Source organism: Tenacibaculum skagerrakense, assembly GCF_004345825.1.
Classification (GTDB): Bacteria; Bacteroidota; Bacteroidia; order Flavobacteriales; family Flavobacteriaceae; genus Polaribacter; species Polaribacter skagerrakensis.
This window is the reverse complement of the sequence record NZ_SLXM01000007.1, coordinates 68,309-88,038: the sequence shown is the minus strand read 5'-3', so window position 1 is coordinate 88,038 and position 19,730 is coordinate 68,309. Positions and strand designations below refer to the sequence as shown.

The 19,730-nt window shown below is 32.0% G+C and carries 23 protein-coding genes; 10 read left to right on the top strand and 13 right to left on the bottom strand.

All coding sequences use genetic code 11. From position 1 onward, the window contains the following. Window positions 1–7 precede the first annotated feature (7 nt). The 4 genes from rsmA (at window position 8) to EV195_RS11945 (ending at window position 4,000) form a co-directional block, all read left to right on the top strand. Window positions 8–832: a 16S rRNA (adenine(1518)-N(6)/adenine(1519)-N(6))-dimethyltransferase RsmA gene (gene rsmA / locus EV195_RS11960; protein ID WP_132795192.1), complete on the top strand. Its 825-nt coding sequence runs from the start codon at window positions 8–10 to the stop codon at window positions 830–832. Then, window positions 801–2,150, top strand: coding sequence for a magnesium transporter (mgtE, locus tag EV195_RS11955; protein ID WP_132795191.1), 1,350 nt, complete (start codon window positions 801–803; stop codon window positions 2,148–2,150). Before rsmA ends, mgtE begins: the two co-directional genes overlap by 32 nt. Before the next feature lie 124 nt (window positions 2,151–2,274). Next, the gene (locus tag EV195_RS11950) at window positions 2,275–3,348 is read left to right on the top strand and encodes an SAM-dependent methyltransferase (protein ID WP_132795190.1); all 1,074 of its coding nucleotides are present in this window, start codon (window positions 2,275–2,277) and stop codon (window positions 3,346–3,348) included. A gap of 130 nt (window positions 3,349–3,478) precedes the next feature. Next, window positions 3,479–4,000 carry a nuclear transport factor 2 family protein gene (locus tag EV195_RS11945; protein WP_132795189.1) on the top strand — a complete coding sequence of 174 codons (522 nt, stop codon included), beginning with the start codon at window positions 3,479–3,481 and terminating at the stop codon, window positions 3,998–4,000. A 27-nt stretch (window positions 4,001–4,027) separates the two neighbouring features. On the opposite strand, the gene EV195_RS11940 is transcribed toward EV195_RS11945, so the two are convergent. Then, window positions 4,028–4,735 (bottom strand): LysE family translocator, encoded by a 708-nt coding sequence (locus EV195_RS11940; protein ID WP_243693113.1) that lies wholly within the window; start codon window positions 4,733–4,735, stop codon window positions 4,028–4,030. Continuing rightward, complete coding sequence (locus EV195_RS11935) at window positions 4,725–5,771, bottom strand: ferredoxin--NADP reductase (protein ID WP_132795188.1); 1,047 nt, start codon at window positions 5,769–5,771, stop codon at window positions 4,725–4,727. Before EV195_RS11935 ends, EV195_RS11940 begins: the two co-directional genes overlap by 11 nt. Before the next feature lie 144 nt (window positions 5,772–5,915). Between EV195_RS11935 and EV195_RS11930 the strand changes: the two genes are divergently transcribed. The 4 genes from EV195_RS11930 to EV195_RS11915 are packed head-to-tail and all read left to right on the top strand — an operon-like array spanning window position 5,916 to window position 8,254. Then, complete coding sequence (locus EV195_RS11930; protein WP_132795187.1) at window positions 5,916–6,254, top strand: PadR family transcriptional regulator; 339 nt, start codon at window positions 5,916–5,918, stop codon at window positions 6,252–6,254. Between the two features lie 4 nt (window positions 6,255–6,258). Beyond that, entirely contained in the window at window positions 6,259–6,888 is a 630-nt protein-coding gene (locus EV195_RS11925) for a hypothetical protein (protein WP_132795186.1), read from the top strand. Window positions 6,889–6,893: 5 nt separating this feature from the next. Beyond that, entirely contained in the window at window positions 6,894–7,565 is a 672-nt protein-coding gene (locus EV195_RS11920) for a hypothetical protein (RefSeq protein ID WP_132795185.1), read from the top strand. Continuing rightward, on the top strand, window positions 7,562–8,254 hold the full coding sequence (locus EV195_RS11915; protein WP_132795184.1) for a hypothetical protein: 693 nt from the start codon (window positions 7,562–7,564) through the stop codon (window positions 8,252–8,254). The genes EV195_RS11920 and EV195_RS11915 overlap by 4 nt, the downstream gene beginning before the upstream one ends. On the opposite strand, the gene rsmI is transcribed toward EV195_RS11915, so the two are convergent. Then, complete coding sequence (gene rsmI, locus EV195_RS11910) at window positions 8,251–8,922, bottom strand: 16S rRNA (cytidine(1402)-2'-O)-methyltransferase (protein WP_132795183.1); 672 nt, start codon at window positions 8,920–8,922, stop codon at window positions 8,251–8,253. The two genes, EV195_RS11915 and rsmI, sit on opposite strands and share 4 nt — an antisense overlap. Window positions 8,923–9,052: 130 nt before the next feature. On the opposite strand from rsmI, the gene dxs reads away from it, so the two are divergent. Together dxs and EV195_RS11900 are read left to right on the top strand one after the other, a co-directional pair. Next, window positions 9,053–10,828, top strand: coding sequence for a 1-deoxy-D-xylulose-5-phosphate synthase (dxs, locus tag EV195_RS11905; protein WP_132795182.1), 1,776 nt, complete (start codon window positions 9,053–9,055; stop codon window positions 10,826–10,828). Window positions 10,829–10,916: 88 nt separating this feature from the next. After that, window positions 10,917–12,836: a CocE/NonD family hydrolase gene (locus EV195_RS11900; protein WP_132795181.1), complete on the top strand. Its 1,920-nt coding sequence runs from the start codon at window positions 10,917–10,919 to the stop codon at window positions 12,834–12,836. 58 nt (window positions 12,837–12,894) lie between these two features. Here EV195_RS11900 and EV195_RS11895 read toward each other — a convergent pair whose 3' ends face one another. The 10 genes from EV195_RS11895 to EV195_RS11850 form a co-directional block, all read right to left on the bottom strand. Beyond that, complete coding sequence (locus EV195_RS11895) at window positions 12,895–13,434, bottom strand: energy transducer TonB (protein ID WP_132795180.1); 540 nt, start codon at window positions 13,432–13,434, stop codon at window positions 12,895–12,897. 83 nt (window positions 13,435–13,517) lie between these two features. Continuing rightward, entirely contained in the window at window positions 13,518–14,378 is an 861-nt protein-coding gene (gene atpG, locus EV195_RS11890; RefSeq protein ID WP_132795179.1) for an ATP synthase F1 subunit gamma, read from the bottom strand. A gap of 64 nt (window positions 14,379–14,442) precedes the next feature. Further along, on the bottom strand, window positions 14,443–16,023 hold the full coding sequence (gene atpA, locus EV195_RS11885; RefSeq protein ID WP_132795178.1) for a F0F1 ATP synthase subunit alpha: 1,581 nt from the start codon (window positions 16,021–16,023) through the stop codon (window positions 14,443–14,445). Window positions 16,024–16,044: 21 nt separating this feature from the next. Further along, on the bottom strand, window positions 16,045–16,602 hold the full coding sequence (gene atpH, locus EV195_RS11880; RefSeq protein WP_132795177.1) for an ATP synthase F1 subunit delta: 558 nt from the start codon (window positions 16,600–16,602) through the stop codon (window positions 16,045–16,047). A 10-nt stretch (window positions 16,603–16,612) separates the two neighbouring features. Further along, on the bottom strand, window positions 16,613–17,113 hold the full coding sequence (locus EV195_RS11875) for a F0F1 ATP synthase subunit B (RefSeq protein WP_132795176.1): 501 nt from the start codon (window positions 17,111–17,113) through the stop codon (window positions 16,613–16,615). A gap of 105 nt (window positions 17,114–17,218) precedes the next feature. Continuing rightward, entirely contained in the window at window positions 17,219–17,407 is a 189-nt protein-coding gene (gene atpE, locus EV195_RS11870) for an ATP synthase F0 subunit C (RefSeq protein WP_004569351.1), read from the bottom strand. 38 nt (window positions 17,408–17,445) lie between these two features. Continuing rightward, on the bottom strand, window positions 17,446–18,615 hold the full coding sequence (gene atpB / locus EV195_RS11865) for a F0F1 ATP synthase subunit A (protein WP_132795175.1): 1,170 nt from the start codon (window positions 18,613–18,615) through the stop codon (window positions 17,446–17,448). A gap of 127 nt (window positions 18,616–18,742) precedes the next feature. Continuing rightward, a complete protein-coding gene (locus EV195_RS11860; protein ID WP_132795174.1) occupies window positions 18,743–19,117 on the bottom strand; it encodes a DUF6168 family protein in 375 nt (124 codons plus the stop codon). Beyond that, complete coding sequence (locus tag EV195_RS11855; protein WP_132795173.1) at window positions 19,110–19,337, bottom strand: AtpZ/AtpI family protein; 228 nt, start codon at window positions 19,335–19,337, stop codon at window positions 19,110–19,112. The genes EV195_RS11860 and EV195_RS11855 overlap by 8 nt, the downstream gene beginning before the upstream one ends. Further along, on the bottom strand, window positions 19,306–19,728 hold the full coding sequence (locus tag EV195_RS11850; RefSeq protein WP_132795172.1) for a bactofilin family protein: 423 nt from the start codon (window positions 19,726–19,728) through the stop codon (window positions 19,306–19,308). Before EV195_RS11850 ends, EV195_RS11855 begins: the two co-directional genes overlap by 32 nt. Between the last annotated feature and the right edge of the window lie 2 nt (window positions 19,729–19,730).

The following is a 19,730-nucleotide window of genomic DNA, read 5'->3' as shown; positions in this document are numbered from 1 at the left end:
TTGCACTATGAGTGTACGAGCAAAAAAACATTTAGGTCAGCATTTTTTAACCGATGAAAATATTGCAAAAAAAATAGCAGATACCTTAACCGAAAACAATTACAATAATGTATTAGAAATCGGTCCAGGTATGGGGGTGCTTACCAAATATTTATTAGAGAAGAAGCCTAAAGTTACTGTGCTCGAACTCGATTCAGAGTCTGTAACCTACCTAAAAGAAACATTTCCTCTTGAGCATTTTAAACTGGATACTTCTACTGATAAATTTCAGATTATAGAAGGTGATTTTCTAAAACAAAATTTGCCACAACTTTTTAATGGGGAACCGATAGCTATCATTGGTAATTTTCCCTATAATATTTCAAGTCAAATTGTATTTAAAGCTATTGAAAATAGAGATATGGTTCCTGAATTTTCGGGAATGTTTCAAAAAGAAGTAGCACAACGAATTGCTGAAAAAAAAGGAAGTAAAACCTATGGAATTTTATCTGTAATAGCACAAGCTTTTTATGAGGTAGAATATTTATTTACTGTTCCTCCTTCGGTATTTAATCCTCCTCCTAAAGTTGATTCGGGTGTAATGCGAATGATCCGAAAAGAAAATTACACATTACCTGTCGATGAAAAATTATTTTTTACTGTGGTAAAAACAGCTTTTAATCAACGCAGAAAAATGTTGCGAAGCAGTTTAAAATCTATGAATCTTTCGGAAACCTTAAAAGAAGACCCTATATTTGCGATGCGTCCCGAACAATTATCGGTACAGGAATTTATAGAACTCACAGATAAAATTGCAAGTCATGGCGATAGAAATCACAACAGAACTTCTTGAAAACGTTTCTAATTTAATAGCAGATCAAAAGGATAATGACCTTTCTGAACTGTTTCATGATGTGCATCATGCTGATATCGCTGAAGTTTTAGATGAACTTTCTTTTGATGATGCTGTTTATATTATCCGTTTACTAAATAGTGAGACTACTTCTGGAGTATTAATGGATGTTGATACTGATGTTCGTGAAAAAATTCTAGAACAACTTTCTGCTAAAGAAATCGCAGAGGAAATAGAAGAATTAGATACTGATGATGCTGCTGACGTTATTGCTGAACTTCCTGAAGAAAGGAAGGAAGAAGTAATGCAACAAATAGTGGATGAGGAGCATGCTAAAGAAATTGTTGAACTACTTCGTTTCGATGAAAATTCTGCTGGAGGTTTAATGGCCAAAGAATTAGTAAAAGTTAACGAAAACTGGTCGGTTTTAGGCTGTGTAACTAGGATGCGAGAACAAGCTGCAGAAGTTACCAGAGTACATTCTATTTATGTGGTTGACGATAGTGGTAGATTAACAGGTAGATTGTCTTTAAAAGACTTGCTAATGGCCTCTACAAAATCTAAAGTTGCCGATGTTTATATTCCTAGAGTTGATTCTGTAAACGTTCATGATAGTGCAGAAGATGTTGCTAATAAAATGCGTAAATACGACTTAGAAGCTATTCCTGTAGTTGATGAATTAGGAATTTTAGTGGGACGTATTACTATTGATGATATTGTTGATGTAATTAAAGAAGAAGCTGATAAAGATTACCAGTTAGCAGCGGGTATTACCCAAGATGTAGAAGCAGATGATACGATTTTGGAACTTACACGTGCTCGTTTACCTTGGTTATTTTTAGGGTTAATCGGAGGAATTGGAGCTTTTTTAATTATGGGTGGTTTTGAAGACTCATTCAAAGAAAATGCTGTATTATTCTTTTTTACACCATTAATTGCCGCAATGGCGGGAAATGTTGGAGTTCAATCTTCTGCAATTATTGTACAAGGTTTAGCTAATGACGATGTAAAAGGAAGTATTAATAAACGTCTAGTTAAAGAAATGCTATTAGCCGCATTAAACGGTCTAGCATTGGCCATCGTTCTATTTATTTTCATATGGTTTTACAATAAAGATATACAGACCTCTTTTGCTGTTTCTGTATCGTTAGTTGTAGTTATTATTGTAGCAGGTTTAATTGGCACTTTTATCCCTTTATTTTTAGATAAAAGAGGCATCGATCCGGCGATAGCTACAGGGCCTTTTATTACCACAAGTAATGATATTTTTGGTATTCTAATTTATTTTACCATTGCTAAATTAATTCTAGGGGTTTAGTTACTTTTTTTAGATTAAAATTTAGTCTTTATATAATAAAATTCAGGTAAAACACTTAAACCATCGTATCTCATCTTTTTAATTAAATTTACCGTTTAAAAAATCGTAATCAGTTTTTAAAAATATGATTACAAATACATATAACAAATCTCCTGAAATGTCTGAAACATATCATCAAGAAATCAAGTCGTATTATCATGAATCCTTAAGAGATTACGAAATTGTTTGGCAGCTTAAGCAATCTATGGCATTACACTACGGGTATTGGGATGATCAAGTAAATACACATAGACAAGCACTTTGGACTATGAATTACCAAATTGCAAAAAATGCTCAAATAAAAGAAACTGATTATGTGTTAGACGCTGGTTGTGGAGTTGGTGGAACTTCTTTTTTCCTCGCCAATAATATAGGCTGTAAAGTAGAAGGTATTTCTCTCTCAGCAGCTCATATTGAAAGAGCGTTAGAATACAAAAAAGAAAATGACGCTAACGACTTAGTGAATTTTTCTTGCCAAAACTTTTGCCATACTTCATTTCCTGATAATAGTTTCGATGTAATTTTTGGAATTGAAAGCGTTGTGCATGCCGAAAATAAAGTTGATTTCTTGAAAGAAGCATTTAGACTTTTAAAACCAGGAGGATGGCTTTTAATCTCTGACTATTTCTTAAGAGAGCCTAAAAATAATGAAGAAAAAACAGTTTTAAGAAAGTGGGCAGATTCTTGGGCTATTGATGACTTTATCTATGAAGATAGCTTTTTAAAAGATGTTAAAAATGTTGGTTTTAACACTGTGCTATTAAAAGATATTTCAGATAATGTATATCCTTCTATAAAATTGATGCATCGTTCTTATTATCCAGGTGTTTTTATAAGTCGAATTTCGAATTTCTTTGGAAGAAGAACTAAAAAGCAACTCGAAAATAGTAAGTCGGGAAAATATCAGTATCAAGCGTATAATAGTGGTGTTTGGAAATACAAACATTTCTTAGCTTTCAAAGATGCTGCTAAAAACTTTGATAGCGTTGAGGATTTTGCCAAAACCACTCCTCCATGTGAGTTATATATAGATAATGAGCCTTTGAATAAGCGCTTTCCTATACTTTCTAAAAAAGGTTTTTCTGGGAGAAATATTTTAAAAAGAATCATGCATACTTATCTTGAAAAGGGAATTAAAAATCCGAACAAGAAATTTTAAGTTAACACAACAGTACTATAATACTTAAAGTTTTCCCAAACTATTAGTAGCTTTCCGAAAGTTTACTTGATAATCTATACATTTAGTTTCAGATAATAAGGAAACTAACTGAATATACATCTACTTTATTATGAAAACTTTACTGAGCTCTTTAATGTTTTTGCTAACTTTTAATATAGTTTCTGCTCAAACATCTCAAAATTCTATCAAACAAATAGCAACCAAATATATTGAAGCATACGGAGATTGGGATTTTGATGCAATGAAAGACTTCTATGATGACGAAGTTTTTTTCAGTGATCCCACAGCCAGCAGTGCCTTTAAAACTGAGTTTAGTGCAAAGGGAAAAGAAAAGGTTTATAACTTCTTCAAAAACATCTTTAAAGGTCAGTTTGAAAATGACAAGCCGCCTTATGTAAAGTTTAAGGTGGAAAAAAGTTTTCAGTCAAACAATTTTGTAATTTTCAATACTACTTTTGAATGTATTTTACCTATTTCTTGGTTTAAAAAAGATAGTAGTGAAAAACTATTTGTGTCGATGCCTTTTGTAACTATCCTAGAATTTCAGGGTAATAAAATTATAAAGCATACAGATTATGGTGATTATTCAGCGTATCAAGAACAAATTAATGCCCAATTAAATCCAAAATGACCTAAGAAATAACAGTGTTTACAGTGCTTATTTTTTTCGATTCATTTCTACTTTGTCCATAAATTCATCAATCTTTTCTTTTGGAACAAAGCCTTTCAACATCATTAAAGCTCCAAAGGCAATTAATAACACACCCATTCCTCGTTTTACACGATAAATTACTAATGGCGTTAATTTATTTCTAAGTTGTTTAGCTAATAGGATTTTTATGATGTCTAAAATAAAGTATCCCATAATAACCTTCACGAAGTACCAAAAAATTAAATCGGGATCCATTCCTAACATAGGACCAACCACAACCATAATACCTAGCCATCCCGCTAAAACCCCAATATTGATAAAGTTTAAAAAGAAACCATGAAAAAAGAGTTTGAAGTAGTTATTACTTTTTGGAATGTCTATAGTAGATTCATCTATTTCTTTTTTATTGGTTTTGTCTAAATACGTGATTAGTCCATATACTATTAGAATTAATCCTCCTATAAAAAACAATCTAGGATCGTCTTTTATTTTTTCTAATAAACTTCTACTTCCGTAGTAAGCAATAGAAATAAAAACAATATCACCCAAAATAACACCAACATCAAAAGCAATTGCAGCTCTAAATCCTTTTAAGGCACTAGTTTTTAACAACATAAAAAACACAGGCCCTATCATTAAAGCCATAAAAGCTCCAACTGCATAAGCGTTACTATAATCTAATGAACCTAAAATGTTATTACTGTTATACATCATCAAAATCTACTGTGATTTTAGAAGTTGTTGGATGTGCTTGACACGTTAAAATAAACCCTTCTTCTAATTCTGCATCCGTTAAAATTTGATTTTTTACCATTACGGCTTTACCTTCTGTAATTTTTGCAATACAACTACTACAAACACCGCCTTGACAAGAATATGGTGCATCTACATTATTTCGTAAGCTCTCCGATAATATGTCTTTATCTTGAGACATAGTAAAAGAAATAGTTTCACCATCCAACATTACATCTACTTGCGTTTGCCCATCTTTTACTTGGCTAGCTGCTGCTTCATCAATTGAAGCCGTAAACAATTCGAATAAAATTGCGTCCTTAGCAAACCCATTTTCAGTTAAGGTTTCCGAAACCGTAGTTATCATCTCTTCTGGTCCACACAAGAAAGCTTTATCAAAGTTAATTTCTTTATAAATATTCTTCAAAAAGTAATTAACATGCGCTTTATCTATTCTTCCAAATACACTACCCTCTTTGCTTTCTCTACTAAAAACAAAATTTAAATTAAATTTAGGAGCATACTTATCTTTCAAGCTATTTAGTTCCTCGTAAAAAATAGTATCATTTACCGATTTGTTCCCATAAACTAACGTGAAACTAGCACTTGGTTCTGTTTCTAATACCGACTTAATCATCGATAAAACCGGTGTAATTCCGCTTCCAGCAGCAAAACCTATATAATTTTTGTTAGCTTCAGGTTGTAACACAAATTTTCCTTCTGGTTTAGAAACTTCTAATTCATCTCCTGCTCGTAACGTCTCATTAGCAAACACCGAAAATGTTCCATTTTCAACAGCTTTAACTGTTACTTTTACTTCAGTACTATTTGGTGAAGAACACAAAGAATAAGCACGTCTTACTTCTTCTCCATTAATCGTAGTTTTTAAAGTAATGTACTGTCCTGCAACAAAAGTAAATTCAGACTTTAAATTTGCTGGTATATCAAAAACTAAAGAAACTGCTGCTACAGTTTCTCTAATAACTTCTTTTATTTTTAGTGTGTAAAATTGACTCATTCGTAAAAATTTGGACACAAAAATAAGGAAACTAAAGAAGAATTTAGTTGAATATAGAATGTTAAAAATACATAAGATTTTTATGTATAAGAAATTTATGTATATTTGCTATACCTAAAAAACTTAGGTATAAAGAATTTTTGCATGGGAAATCAAAAATTATACAAGGGTTCGTTACAAACTATCATTTTAAAGCTATTAGCTGAAAATGATAAAATGTATGGTTATGAAATCACTCAAAAAGTAAAAGAATTAACAAAAGGAGAATTGCAAATTACGGAAGGTGCTTTGTATCCTGCGCTACATAAATTAGAGGCTGATGGATTATTAGATGTAGAAGTTGCTAAGATTGGGAACCGGCTAAGAAAGTATTATAAACTTACAGAAGTAGGAACTAAAGAAACTGTAAACCGGTTAGCACAAATGCAAGAGTTTTTAAGCACTATGCAACATTTAGTAAACCCAAAATTTAGTTTAGAATAAAATTATGGAAAAGAAAATAACAGAAAAGCAACTAAAATTTTTGTCAGAATTTTTAAATCGCAAAGGATATGAAAATGATGAAACAAAATTAGAGTTAATGGATCATTTAATTTGTGAATTCGAAGAGAAAGGTAATGGAAATTTATCTGAATTCCTATCGCATAAGTTAGAATTTATCCGTAGCTATAAACAAAAACATCAAAATATAATATCTCTAGTTTACAAGAGAGAACTTATTGGTGAGTTTAAAAAGTATTTTTTGAATTTGGACAAAATACCTATTACACTTATTAGCCTATTAGTAATGTATTTTGTTACTACAAACTTTAACTCTAAGGTTACTTTAATAATTACAATAATTAGTTTTGCATGCGTACTAGCATATATCTATTCGATTGTTTTTTTCACGAAGAAGTTTATTCGCAAAACCACATCAATGGTTGCCTTAACTTCTATCATTTGGTTACCATCATCATTTATATATCTCCCTAAAGAGTTTTACAATTTCTTACTAACTCATAAAACATTGTATATTCTATTTTGGTTTGTAGCTTTTATAATCAACTTATCGGCCGCTTCATATATAAAGAGGAAGAAAGAAGTAATTAAAACTAAGTATCAGCATTTACTTTAATTACTATGGAATTGACAAAAGAACAAATAACATATATCGACGATTTATTATACGAAAGCGGTATTAAATTCTGGGATATACGAATCGAAATGTTAGATCATGTGGTCTCTGAACTTGAACAGCAACCAAATTCAAACTTAAACTTTAAAACATCGGTATTTGAAGTCTTCAAAAAAATGGGTTGGAAAGAAAATTTTAACGGTAGTAATTTTGAAGAACTACTTAAACAACAACATGATCTTGTTTCAAGAAAAATGAGGACAAACTTCAATACCTATAACAAAAAAGCTTTAACTAATCCTGTAATTATTGGTGCTTTTATCCTATGTTTTTATCTAATTTATCAGCTCGCTCATTATAAAATACCTTTTAAATATATTTTTACTGGATTGTATATAGCTTATATAACTCCAATAGTGTATTTACTAACTAGAAAAAAATATTACAAATTATTACAATTGACTCATGCCTCTACTTGGGCGTTTTTGGGATTAAGTTTATTAAATATGTTCATTTATATCCCAAAAGTATTTCTTTCTGTTAATATTTTCGATTTTCCATTAACAATATCACTGGTTATGAGTATAACAATAGTATACTCATATCTCGGATTTAAATTCTTTTATAAAGAATTTAAAAAGGCAAATGATGTTTATAAAAAATTAATGACGCTATGAAATTAACTGATAAAAATATAGAAGAGCTTTACATATTTACACGTCAACATTATGTTGAACATTATGATGTACAAACCGAATTGGTCGATCATTTAGCAAATGATATTGAAGCTATTTGTGATAAAAATCCTAATCTGAGTTTTGAACAAGCTAGGGATATTTCTTTCAAGAAATTTGGTGTTTTTGGGTTTATGGATGTTGTTGAACAAAAAAGTAAACAAGTTGGAAAAAGATATAGAAAGGTTTTATGGGATATATTTAAAGAATGGTTTCAGCTACCTAAACTTGCTACTACTCTTTCTTTAATTTTCCTTTTTTACACTCTATTAAGATTGCCAAGCATTGGAGTTTATTTTTATTACACTATTATAGGAATTTACCTTATTTACTTTTTTACCAGATGTAGAATACTTATTGTAAAACATAAAAGAAAGGTAAAAGAAACAGGGAAAAATTGGTTGTTGGAAGACATTATTTTTAAACTAGCTTCTTCAAATTTTTTAATCCTGTTTAGTAACATGTTTAATATTTTCCGATTAAGTGAATTACTTCAAAAAATGCAGTATGCTTTTTTAGTTGCCGTTTTTTTAGTGCTGCTATTACTCGTAGGCTATATTACTTTGGTTGTAATTCCTAACAAATCTGAAAAACTATTAGAAGAACAATATCCTGAATACAAATTAGTTTAATTTTTTCCTTCAACTATAATAACAATTTCACCTTTAGCAGGTTTTTCAGTATAATATGATAACACTCCTTTTACACTTCCTCGTTTGGTTTCTTCAAACATTTTGGTAAGTTCACGAGAAACAGAAATTTGTCGGTCTTCACCAAAGTATTCAACAAAATTTGCGAGTGTTTTTAATAACTTATGTGGACTTTCATAAAAAATCATGGTTCGGCTTTCTTCTGCTAAAAGTTTTAAACGAGTTTGTCGTCCTTTCTTAACAGGTAAAAATCCTTCAAATACAAACTTATCATTTGGTAAACCCGAATTAACCAAAGCAGGAACAAAGGCTGTAGCTCCTGGCAAGCACTCAACTTCTACTCCATTTTGAATACAAGCTCGCGTGAGTAAAAATCCAGGATCAGAAATTGCAGGAGTACCTGCATCAGAAATTAAAGCAAATGTTTCTCCGGCCTGAATTCGTTTTACAATATTTTCAACTGTTTTATGCTCGTTATGCATATGATGCGATTGCATTGGTGTACTAATATCAAAGTGTTTTAGAAGTTTTCCACTTGTTCTAGTATCTTCTGCTAAAATATAATCAACTTCTTTTAAAACCTTTATTGCTCTAAAAGTAATGTCTTCTAAATTTCCAATAGGTGTCGGTACCAAATACAGTTTACTCATAATGCAAAGTTAGCAAAACTGTATGTTCGAAGTCTGAAGTTTGTAGTAAATAGTTATTATCACAGTTTGTTTTGTTAAATAAAAGCAAACTTCCAACTACACACTTCTAACTTATTATTACATTTGTCTCATGTCTAAAAAGTTGTTAGAACATATTAATTTTCCTGATGATATAAGGAGTTTACAGACTGAGCAATTACCACAATTAGCCCAAGAATTACGTCGTTTTATTATTGATATTGTAGCAACAAAAGAAGGACATTTAGGTGCTAGTTTGGGTGTTGTAGAACTTACCATTGCATTGCATTATGTATTTAACACACCTAAAGATTTACTTGTTTGGGATGTTGGTCATCAGGCGTACGGACATAAAATTTTAACTGGTAGAAAGGATATATTTCATACCAATCGTCAATTAAACGGAATTTCTGGTTTTCCGAAGCGAAGTGAAAGCGAATATGATACTTTTGGAGTAGGACACTCGTCTACTTCTATTTCTGCTGCATTAGGAATGGCTATTGCTTCTAAAATCAACAACGAAAACAAACATCATATTGCTGTTATTGGCGATGCTTCTATTGCAAGCGGAATGGCTTTTGAAGCTTTAAATCATGCTGGAGTTACTGATGCGAATTTATTAGTTATTTTAAATGATAATGCTATTGGAATTGATCCTTCAGTTGGTGCTTTGAAAGAGTATTTAACACGAATGAAATCCAAACGAAGTGATATTGAACAACACAATATTATAGAAGCTTTAAATTTTGACTATTCTGGTCCTATAGACGGCCATAATTTAGAGGAATTAATTTCAGAGTTACAACGTCTCAAAGAAATTGATGGGCCTAAATTCTTGCATGTTACTACAACCAAAGGAAAAGGATTAAAACAGGCTGAAGAAGATCAAGTAAAATACCACGCTCCAGGAAAATTCGATAAAGTTTCTGGTGATTTATTACCAAATCCTAGTGTTTCGCAACCACCAAAATATCAAGATGTTTTTGGAAAAACCATAGTTGAGTTAGCAAAACATAACGAGAAGATTGTTGGAATTACTCCTGCTATGTTAACTGGGAGTTCTTTAAAGTTTATGTTGGATGCATTTCCTGACAGAACTTTTGATGTTGGAATTGCCGAACAACATGCTGTTACCTTGGCAGCTGGTATGGCAACTCAAGGAATTATTCCATTTTGTAATATTTACTCAACATTCTTACAGCGTGCATACGATCAAGTTATTCATGATGTAGCCACTCAAAACCTTCCAGTTATTTTTTGTTTAGACAGAGCTGGTTTGGTTGGTGAAGATGGGGCGACGCATCACGGAGTTTTTGATTTAGCCTATTTACGCTGTATTCCGAATATGATCATATTCGCTCCACGAAATGAAGTTGAGTTACGAAATATCATGTACACCGCTCAACTTGGATTAGATCATCCTATTGCAATTCGTTATCCTAGAGGAAGAGGAATTACGTTAAATTGGCAACAACCTTTTGAAGCAATAGAAATAGGTAAAGGACAATGCTTACAAGAAGGAAAAGATGTGGCTGTATTATCAATAGGAACTATTGCAAAAAATGTTACCAATGCAATAAATTCAGTTGATAGTAATTTTTCAATTGCACACTTCGATTTGCGTTTTGTGAAACCTTTAGATGAGAAATTATTGCACTCCGTTTTTCAAAAATTTGATAAAATCATTACCATTGAAGATGGAACTGTTAAAGGTGGTTTCGGATCTGCGGTTTTAGAGTTTGCCTCAGCGAACAACTACACTAACACTATTAAAATTTTAGGGATTCCAGACACTTTTATACATCATGGTTCTGTGGAAGAACTTCAGCAATTATGCAAGATAGATACAACTTCCATTCTTAATGAAATTAAGACATTCTTAGGGTAAGAGCCTAGAAAATTATCAAGCTAACTTTCGATTTTAACATGACGTGAAACTAGCATTGGTTATATTTACAGGAACTTATCTTTTAAAAATGAGAACAAAACTTACCAAATTATCACTTTTACTATTGTTGGTAGTTTCTTTTAGTTGTAAAACAACACCCAAAAAAGAAGCTGAACCTGTAAATTATGTGAAAGAAAACTACACTAAAAAAGAAGTACAAATTACCATGCGAGATGGTATTAAATTACACACAACCATCTATAGTCCAAAAGATACTTCTAAAACATATCCTATTTTATTACAGCGAACTCCGTATAGCTGCCAACCTTATGGTGAAGATGAAATGCGATCTAAAATTGGTCCTAATGAAATCTTAATGAAAGAAGGAAATATTATAGTTTACCAAGATGTTAGAGGTCGTTGGATGAGTGAGGGCGTTTATGACAATATGCGTGCTTATATTCCGAATAAAACAGCAAAACAAGCTGATGAAACTTCAGATACCTATGATACTATAGACTGGTTAGTTAAAAACATAGCTCAAAACAATGGAAAAGTGGGTACATGGGGAATATCATATCCTGGACATTACGCAACTGTTTCAACTATTGATGCACATCCTGCTTTAAAAGCTGCTTCACCACAAGCTTGTATCGGAGATTTTTTCTTTGACGATTTTCATCATAATGGCGCTTTCTTATTGAGTTACTTTAGAGCAATTTCTCTATTTGGAACTTATAAAGATCAACCAACTGATAGCGCTTGGTATTCTTTTCCAAAAATGAATACAGAAGATCAGTATCAATTCTTTTTAGATAAAGGCCCGTTGAAGAATTTAAACGAATATTTCCAATATGATAAACCTGATTCTAAGAACATTGCTTCTAAGAATGTTATTGATGATTTCTTCTGGAAGGAAATTGTTGAGCATCCAAATTATGACTCTATTTGGCAAAGCAAAGGTATTATTCAACATTTAAATAAAGTTCCTTCAACAGTAGCAACAATGATTGTTGGTGGATGGTTTGATGCAGAAGACTTATACGGTCCATTAGAGACTTATAAAGCAATAGAAAAACATCAGCCAAATAATTATAATACACTTGTTTTTGGTCCTTGGGATCATGGTGGATGGTCTAGAAATAAAGTAAAAAATACGGTTGGTAATTATTATTTCGGAGATTCTATTTCGTTGAATTTTCAAAAAAATATCGAAGCGAAGTTCTTTAATCACTTCTTAAAAGGAAACGGATCAAAAGACACTGGATTACCAGAAGCTTATGTTTTTGATACTGGTAAAAAAGAATGGAAGTCATATAATGTTTGGCCTCCTAAAAATGCTCAGAAGCAATCATTGTTTTTATCCGAGAATCAAACATTATCAAAGGAAAAGTCAAGTCCTGCTAAAATTTCGTTTGTAAGCGATATTAAACGTCCTGTTCCTTATTCTGAAGATATTAAAACGGTATTCACTCCAAGAAAATACATGACGGATGATCAACGTTTTGCTGCAAGAAGACCAGATGTGTTAGTGTTTGAAACGGAAGTAATGCAAGAGGACATGACTTTAACTGGAGATATTTTAGCTAAGTTGAATGTGGCAACAACAGGTACTGCGGCAGATTGGATTGTTAAGGTAATAGATGTTCATCCAAGCGATCTTAAAAACGACAATGAAGATATGCAATCTCACATGAAGCTAAGTAATTATCATATGATGGTGCGTAGTGAGGTTATGAGAGGACGTTTTAGGAATAGTTTTTCAAACCCTGAGCCATTTACTCCAAATAAGAAAACAAGCGTTCATATAAAGCTACAAGACGTTTTTCACACAATTAAGAAAGGACATAAACTTCAAATTCAAATTCAGAGTACTTGGTTCCCTTTAATTGATTTGAATCCGCAAACGTATGTAGATAATATTTACAAAGCAGAAGAAAAAGATTTTAAAACACAAACTCACTCTGTCTTTACTGATTCAAGTATTGAGTTTACTATTCTTGAATAATAATCTTACGATAGCAATAAAATAAAAAAACGAATCCTAATGGATTCGTTTTTTTATTTTAATCTACATTAAACGTTATAGGTAATGTATATCCAACTCTAACAGGAACACCATCTTGTTTTCCAGGCTCCATTTTTGGTAATAGTTTTGCTATTCTAATTCCTTCTTCCTTTAATTTAGGATGTGGGGCTCTTACTTTTATATCAATAATTTCTCCTGTATAATTTATTTTGAATTGTATGTAGATTCTTTTTTTTCCTTTTGCCATTCCTATACATACTTCCTCATCTTTTTTCTTTTTATAGTTATATAAAACTCGCTTTTCAATACAATTTGCTAATTCAGCATTAAAATACTTTTGAACGTGTTTCCTCATAGAAATATGCAAACACTTTCTTCTTTCTGATTCTGTATTAAAATTTTTACAATCAGGATGGATAGGAGCAATCTCTATTACTTTAAAAGAAACTTGTTTGGTTTTATCTATATTATCAATAGTTTCTATCTCCTTTAATTGATTCTCTTTAGTGTTTTCATTTTCCTGAGAATATATTGATATAGTAAAAAGAAGGATTATAAGTATATATAATTTTTTCATAGGTTTTAATTTCAATTTTTAGATTAAAAAAGCGAATCTTAATTATAAGATTCGCTTTAAATATATTGATAATTAAATATCTTCTAGTTATTCAATGCTTCTGCACCACCAACAATTTCTAAGATTTCGTTAGTAATTGCAGCTTGACGAGCTTTGTTATATGTTAATAATAACTCATCTCTTAATTCCGTAGCATTATCTGTAGCTTTGTGCATCGCAGTCATACGCGCTCCGTGTTCGGCAGCAAATGAATCACGTATTGCTTTGTATAACTGAGTTTTTAATGACTTAGGAATTAACTCTAAAATGATTTCTTCTTTAGATGGCTCGAAAATATAATCTAAGCTAACATTAGAATCGCTCTCTACTGGCTTAATTGGTAAAAATTGTTCTACCATTGCAACTTGAGTAGCAGCATTTTTGAAACGGTTGTAGATAAGTTCAATTTTATCGTAAGAACCCGCTACGAAAACATCCATTAAATGTTGAGCAATAGCAGCAGTATTATCAAAAGTTAAATCATCAAAAATAGCATTGTTATTTTCAACAACATTGTATTCTTTTGATAAGATGTCGTTTCCTTTCTTACCGATTGTAAACACATCAACATCTGCTCCATTGTACTTTTCGTTTATAGTACTAACTGTCTTTTTAATGATAGAAGAGTTAAATCCTCCACATAAACCTCTGTTAGAAGTAACAGCAACTAGTAAAACCTTATTTACCTCTCTTTGCTCAGAATAAGCTCCTCCAACGTTTCCGTCTAGAGTAGCACTAATACTTTGCAAAAGCTCTGTTAATTTAGATGCATATGGACGCATTGCTGTAATAGCATCTTGAGCTTTTTTTAACTTAGCAGCAGATACCATTTTCATGGCAGATGTAATCTGCATTGTTGATTTAATAGAAGTAATTCTGTTACGTATTTCTTTTAAGTTTGCCATTTATATGAACTTAAAATTAGTTGAATTTCCTCACCTGTTAAGATGAGGAAATGTTGTTTTATAATTATGCTGAATACTTAGCTGAAATCTCTTTAGCTACTTCAGTTAAGATATCTGTAACTTCGTCAGTTAATTTTCCTGCTTTTAACGTATCTAAAGCATCTCTGTGCTTAGCGTTTAAGTACTCGATATAATCTGCTTCGAATTCTTTTACTTTATTAACAGGAACTTCCCTTAATAAGTTCTTAGAACCTGCGTAGATAATTGCAATCTGATCTTCAACAGTAAAAGGATCTCCTTGGTTTTGCTTTAAGATTTCAACGTTACGTTTACCTTTCGAAATCACATTCATAGTAGCAGCATCTAAATCAGAACCAAACTTAGCGAATGCTTCTAATTCACGGTACTGAGCTTGATCTAACTTTAATGTACCTGATACTTTCTTCATTGATTTAATCTGAGCAGAACCTCCTACACGAGATACAGAAATACCTACGTTAATTGCTGGACGAACTCCTGAGTTGAATAAATCAGACTCTAAGAAAATCTGTCCATCAGTAATCGAAATTACGTTTGTTGGAATATATGCAGAAACGTCACCAGCTTGTGTTTCAATAATTGGTAAAGCTGTTAAAGATCCTCCACCTTTTACTTTACCTTTTAAAGAATCTGGTAAATCATTCATCTCACTTGCAATTTTATCATCATTGATAACTTTTGCAGCTCTTTCTAATAATCTTGAGTGTAAGTAGAATACATCACCAGGATATGCCTCACGTCCTGGAGGACGACGTAATAATAAAGAAATCTCACGGTAAGCAACCGCCTGCTTAGATAAATCATCATAAACAATTAAAGCTGGTCTACCTGTATCTCTAAAATATTCTCCAATTGAAGCTCCAGCGAATGGTGCATATACTTGCATTGCTGCAGGATCTGAAGCGTTAGCAGCTACGATAGTTGTATACGCTAAAGCTCCTTTTTCTTCTAACATATTTGCGATAGCAGCTACTGTAGAACCTTTTTGACCTACTGCAACGTAGATACAATATACTGGCTCACCTGCATCGTAAAATTCTTTTTGATTTAAGATAGTATCAATAGCAACTGTTGACTTACCAGTTTGACGGTCTCCAATGATTAACTCACGTTGACCTCTACCGATTGGAATCATTGCATCAACAGACTTAATACCTGTTTGTAATGGCTCAGTTACTGGTTGACGATAAATAACTCCTGGTGCTTTACGCTCTAAAGGCATTTCGAAAGTTTCTCCTTCGATTGGTCCTTTACCATCTATTGGGTTACCTAAAGTGTCTACTACACGACCAACAATTCCTTCTCCAACTTTTAAAGAAGCAATTCTTTCAGTACGTTTTACAGTAGAACCTTCACTGATTCCTTTAGATGGGCCTAATAATACAACCCCAACGTTATCTTCCTCTAAGTTTAATACGATTCCTTCTAATCCGTTTCCGAAATCTACTAATTCTCCATATTGTACGTTAGATAAACCGTAAACACGTGCGATACCATCACCAACTTGTAATACAGTTCCTACTTCGTTTAACGTAGCTTTTGACTCGAAATTTGTTAATTGTTCCTTTAAAATTGCTGATACTTCAGCTGGTTTAATTGCTGCCATCTTAAATCTTTTGATGTATAATTAAATTTTTGGAATGTAATGACTATTGTCAAATTCTCTTCTTAATTCGTTAAATTGGTTTGAGATGCTTGCATCATACTGCACGTCACCTACGCGTAAAATAAATCCACCTATAATCTCTGGATTTACAATATTATTGATTGTTGCGCTATTACCTGTAATCTCAATTACCTTCTGTTGAATTTTAGCTTCTAACTCACTAGATAATTCAACAGCGGTAGTTACAGTTGCAACTTGCATATTTTTATAATAATCGTAAATAATAGAATATTGCTTAGCTACTTGATTTAGCATTAACATTCTTTTATTCTCCGCTAAAAGATTAAATAATCCTTTAGCAATATTATTTACTTTATTTCCAAATAGAGCGTCTAATACTTTCTTTTTATCAGAAGCTTTAATTACAGGACTTTTAAGCATTACTTCTAAATCGTCACTCCCAGCAATTGTATCAATAATAAGCTTCATGTCATTATTAACTGCCTCATCAACACCTTGCTCTTTTGCTAGGTTTAAAATTGCTTTTGCGTAACGTAATGCTGGTCTTGATTCTTTCATGTGTACTTAATTAGTTTAAAGTAACGTCTTGTAACATTCCTTCAACAAGCTTTAATTGATCTTCTTGTGAAGCTAATTCTTTTTTAACTACAGTTTGAGCGATACCGATTGACAATTCAGCAACGTTCTTTTTTAATTCTGCAATTGCAGCTTGTTGCTCTTGTTTGATTGTTGCTTTAGCGTTTTCAATCATTTTAGAAGCTTCTTGACTTGCTTCTTCTTTAGCATCAGCAATAATCTTATCTTTAATCTCACGAGCTTCTTTCATCATTGCGTCTCTTTCAGCTCTAGCTTCTTTTAATAATCTATCGTTATCAGCTTGTAAATTTTGCATTTCTTTACGAGCTCTCTCAGCCTCATCTAAAGCATTTTGGATTCCTTCTTCTCTTTCATCTAAAGAGCTTAAAATTGGTTTCCAAGCAAACTTTGCTAATAATACTATTAATACGATAAGGATTATCATTTGCATGAAAAACAACCCTGGAGAAAAATCATTTAATAACTGATCCATTATATATCTAATTTATTCTTTTTAAAATTCTTTTGTTTAATTTGAAAACATTTCCTGCAACCAACCGTTACAGGAAAATGTTTTATTTCTTGTTTTTTTCGGAAATTATTTCCCTAAGATTAAAGCACCAAATGCTAATCCTTCTAATAATGCTCCGATGATGATCATCGCTGTTTGGATTTTACCAGCAGCCTCAGGTTGACGAGCAATTCCTTCCATTGCTTTTCCACCAATTTGACCTAATCCGATTCCTCCACCGATTACGATTAATCCTGCTCCAATTAAATTGTACATACTAATTGATTTATATTAAATTAAACAAATTCTTATTCTTAAATAAACGTGGTATCTTCATACCCTGTACCATCTTCATTATGTGCATGATCGTGGTCATGCTCTTCTACTGCCATACCAATAAATAACGCTGATAACATAGTGAAGATAAATGCTTGTAAAAAGGCAACTAAAATTTCAATTACCATAATGAATGTTGCTAACACAACCGACATTCCGGTTGATGCTACTGCACCAAAATCTTTCTTTAACACAATCATTAATGCAATTAAGCTCATTACAACAAAGTGACCTGCCGTAATGTTTGCAAACAAACGCACCAATAAAGAGAAAGGTTTAATAAGTACAAAACCTACTAATTCGATAACTGCTAATACTGGTCTTAATATTACAGGAACTCCTGGCATCCATAAAGTGTGCGCCCAGAAATCTTTCGATCCGTTAGTTAAATAAATAACTGCTGTAAATAACGCTAAACACATTGTTACTGCAATTTGACCTGTTACGTTGAAACCTATAGGAGTTAATCCTAACAAGTTTAATATCCATATAAAGAAGAATACAGTTAATAAATATGGCATAAACTTCTTGTACTTCTTCTCTCCAATATTTGGTCTTGCGATCTCATCTCTAACATACAAAACTAAAGGCTCTAAAACACGACCTACTCCTGTTGGAATTGCTCCCTTTTTGTACCCTTTAGCTAATGAAGTAAATCCTAAGAATAATAATAACCCAGCTATTAACATTCCGAACACACTTTTAGTAATAGAAAAATCCATTACTCTGTGTGCATTTGTAGCATGATGAGTTTCATCAAAAGAAACGTGCTCAGCATCTGCATCTAACTCGTATATTTTGCTGTGAATTTTAGCTAACTTAACGCCATCTGCATCAACAACTACATGACCATCATCATTATGATGAAATTTAGAAGACATAAAAGTCTTTAAACCTTTGCTTGTCCAAACTATTACTGGTAATGGAAAACCAACATGTTTTCTTTCACCTGCATCGTTTGTATACGAATACAACGTAAAATCGTGAGAATCTGCTAAGTGATGTTTGATATATCCTTTGATATCTTCAGGAGTATTGATTTGCCCTCCTTTTTCAGAAGTTCCTCCGCCTCCAGCGAAAACGTTAAATGAAGAAAATACTATTGCTAGTACTGCTAAACATTTGATAGATTTTTTTGCTATCATCATACCTTTACTAAATATAGAATTTATGGTCTCTAAATTTCCGTGCAAAGGTACACATTTAATTAAAACTACAAACTCTTTTTTAGTTATAGTTTGACGCCTGATAAAATTAAAACAAAAATAAAGCGAACTACTTACTATTTAGGAGTTTAGAAACTACTACTGCTTCTGTTATTAAAAACAGAAACAAAGGGGCTACTAAAGAAATTCTTTCTGGTTTGGTTAAGTTTGGATTTGCAAAAACTGTAGTGTTAAAAATAAGTACAAAAAAACCTATTTTTATAAATATTGATGCTAGGTAAGCGTATCCTGCTTGGTTTGGCATTTTATCTGCCACAAACTCAACAACAGCATACACTATTAGTGCTGCGATAGTGTGAAATAAATATACGCTTAGTAACGAAAACGAAAAGTTCTCTTCTATAACTAAATAACTATTTAGGAAATAGCTTACAATAAAAAGTAAAACTAAAGCCAGTAAAAAAAGTAAAATTCTCTTAATCATTATTTGAAAGATTTGTTACTTGCCTTATTACTGAATACATCGCAATAAACACAGCGGCTAAAGTACAAATTTTCACATACATTTGATTTGGGTTTGGGTATTTTCCGTCTAACCATTCACCCAAGATACTACCTAAGTAAATAGTGCCTCCCATTTGAATGGCAATACCACTAAACCGAACATATTTATTAAGCTGAGGCTTGTTTTCCTTTTTTGTCATCTGAACTACCTTTAGCTAATTCTTTGATAGCTCCTTTCATGTTACAAGTTGCATTAAATGAAGCTCCAGGTTCTGTAGCTAATTGACCTACAATTACATTTCCAGTAATGTAACAAGATGATTTTGCAGTTAAGGTATCAGAAACATTAAACTCTCCAGAGAATTTACCTTCTACATCTGCATTGGTACATTGAACAGTTCCGTTAATAAAACCATCTTTACCAATAATTACTCTTCCTTTAGTATTTAATGTACCTTCAAATTCACCATCAATCCTAAAGTCTCCTTCTGAAATTAAATCTCCAGTAATTTTAGTTCCTTTACCAATTACGTTTCTATTGCTTGAATTTCTATCTACAATAGATTCTTTTTTGTTTTTTTTACTTAACATGA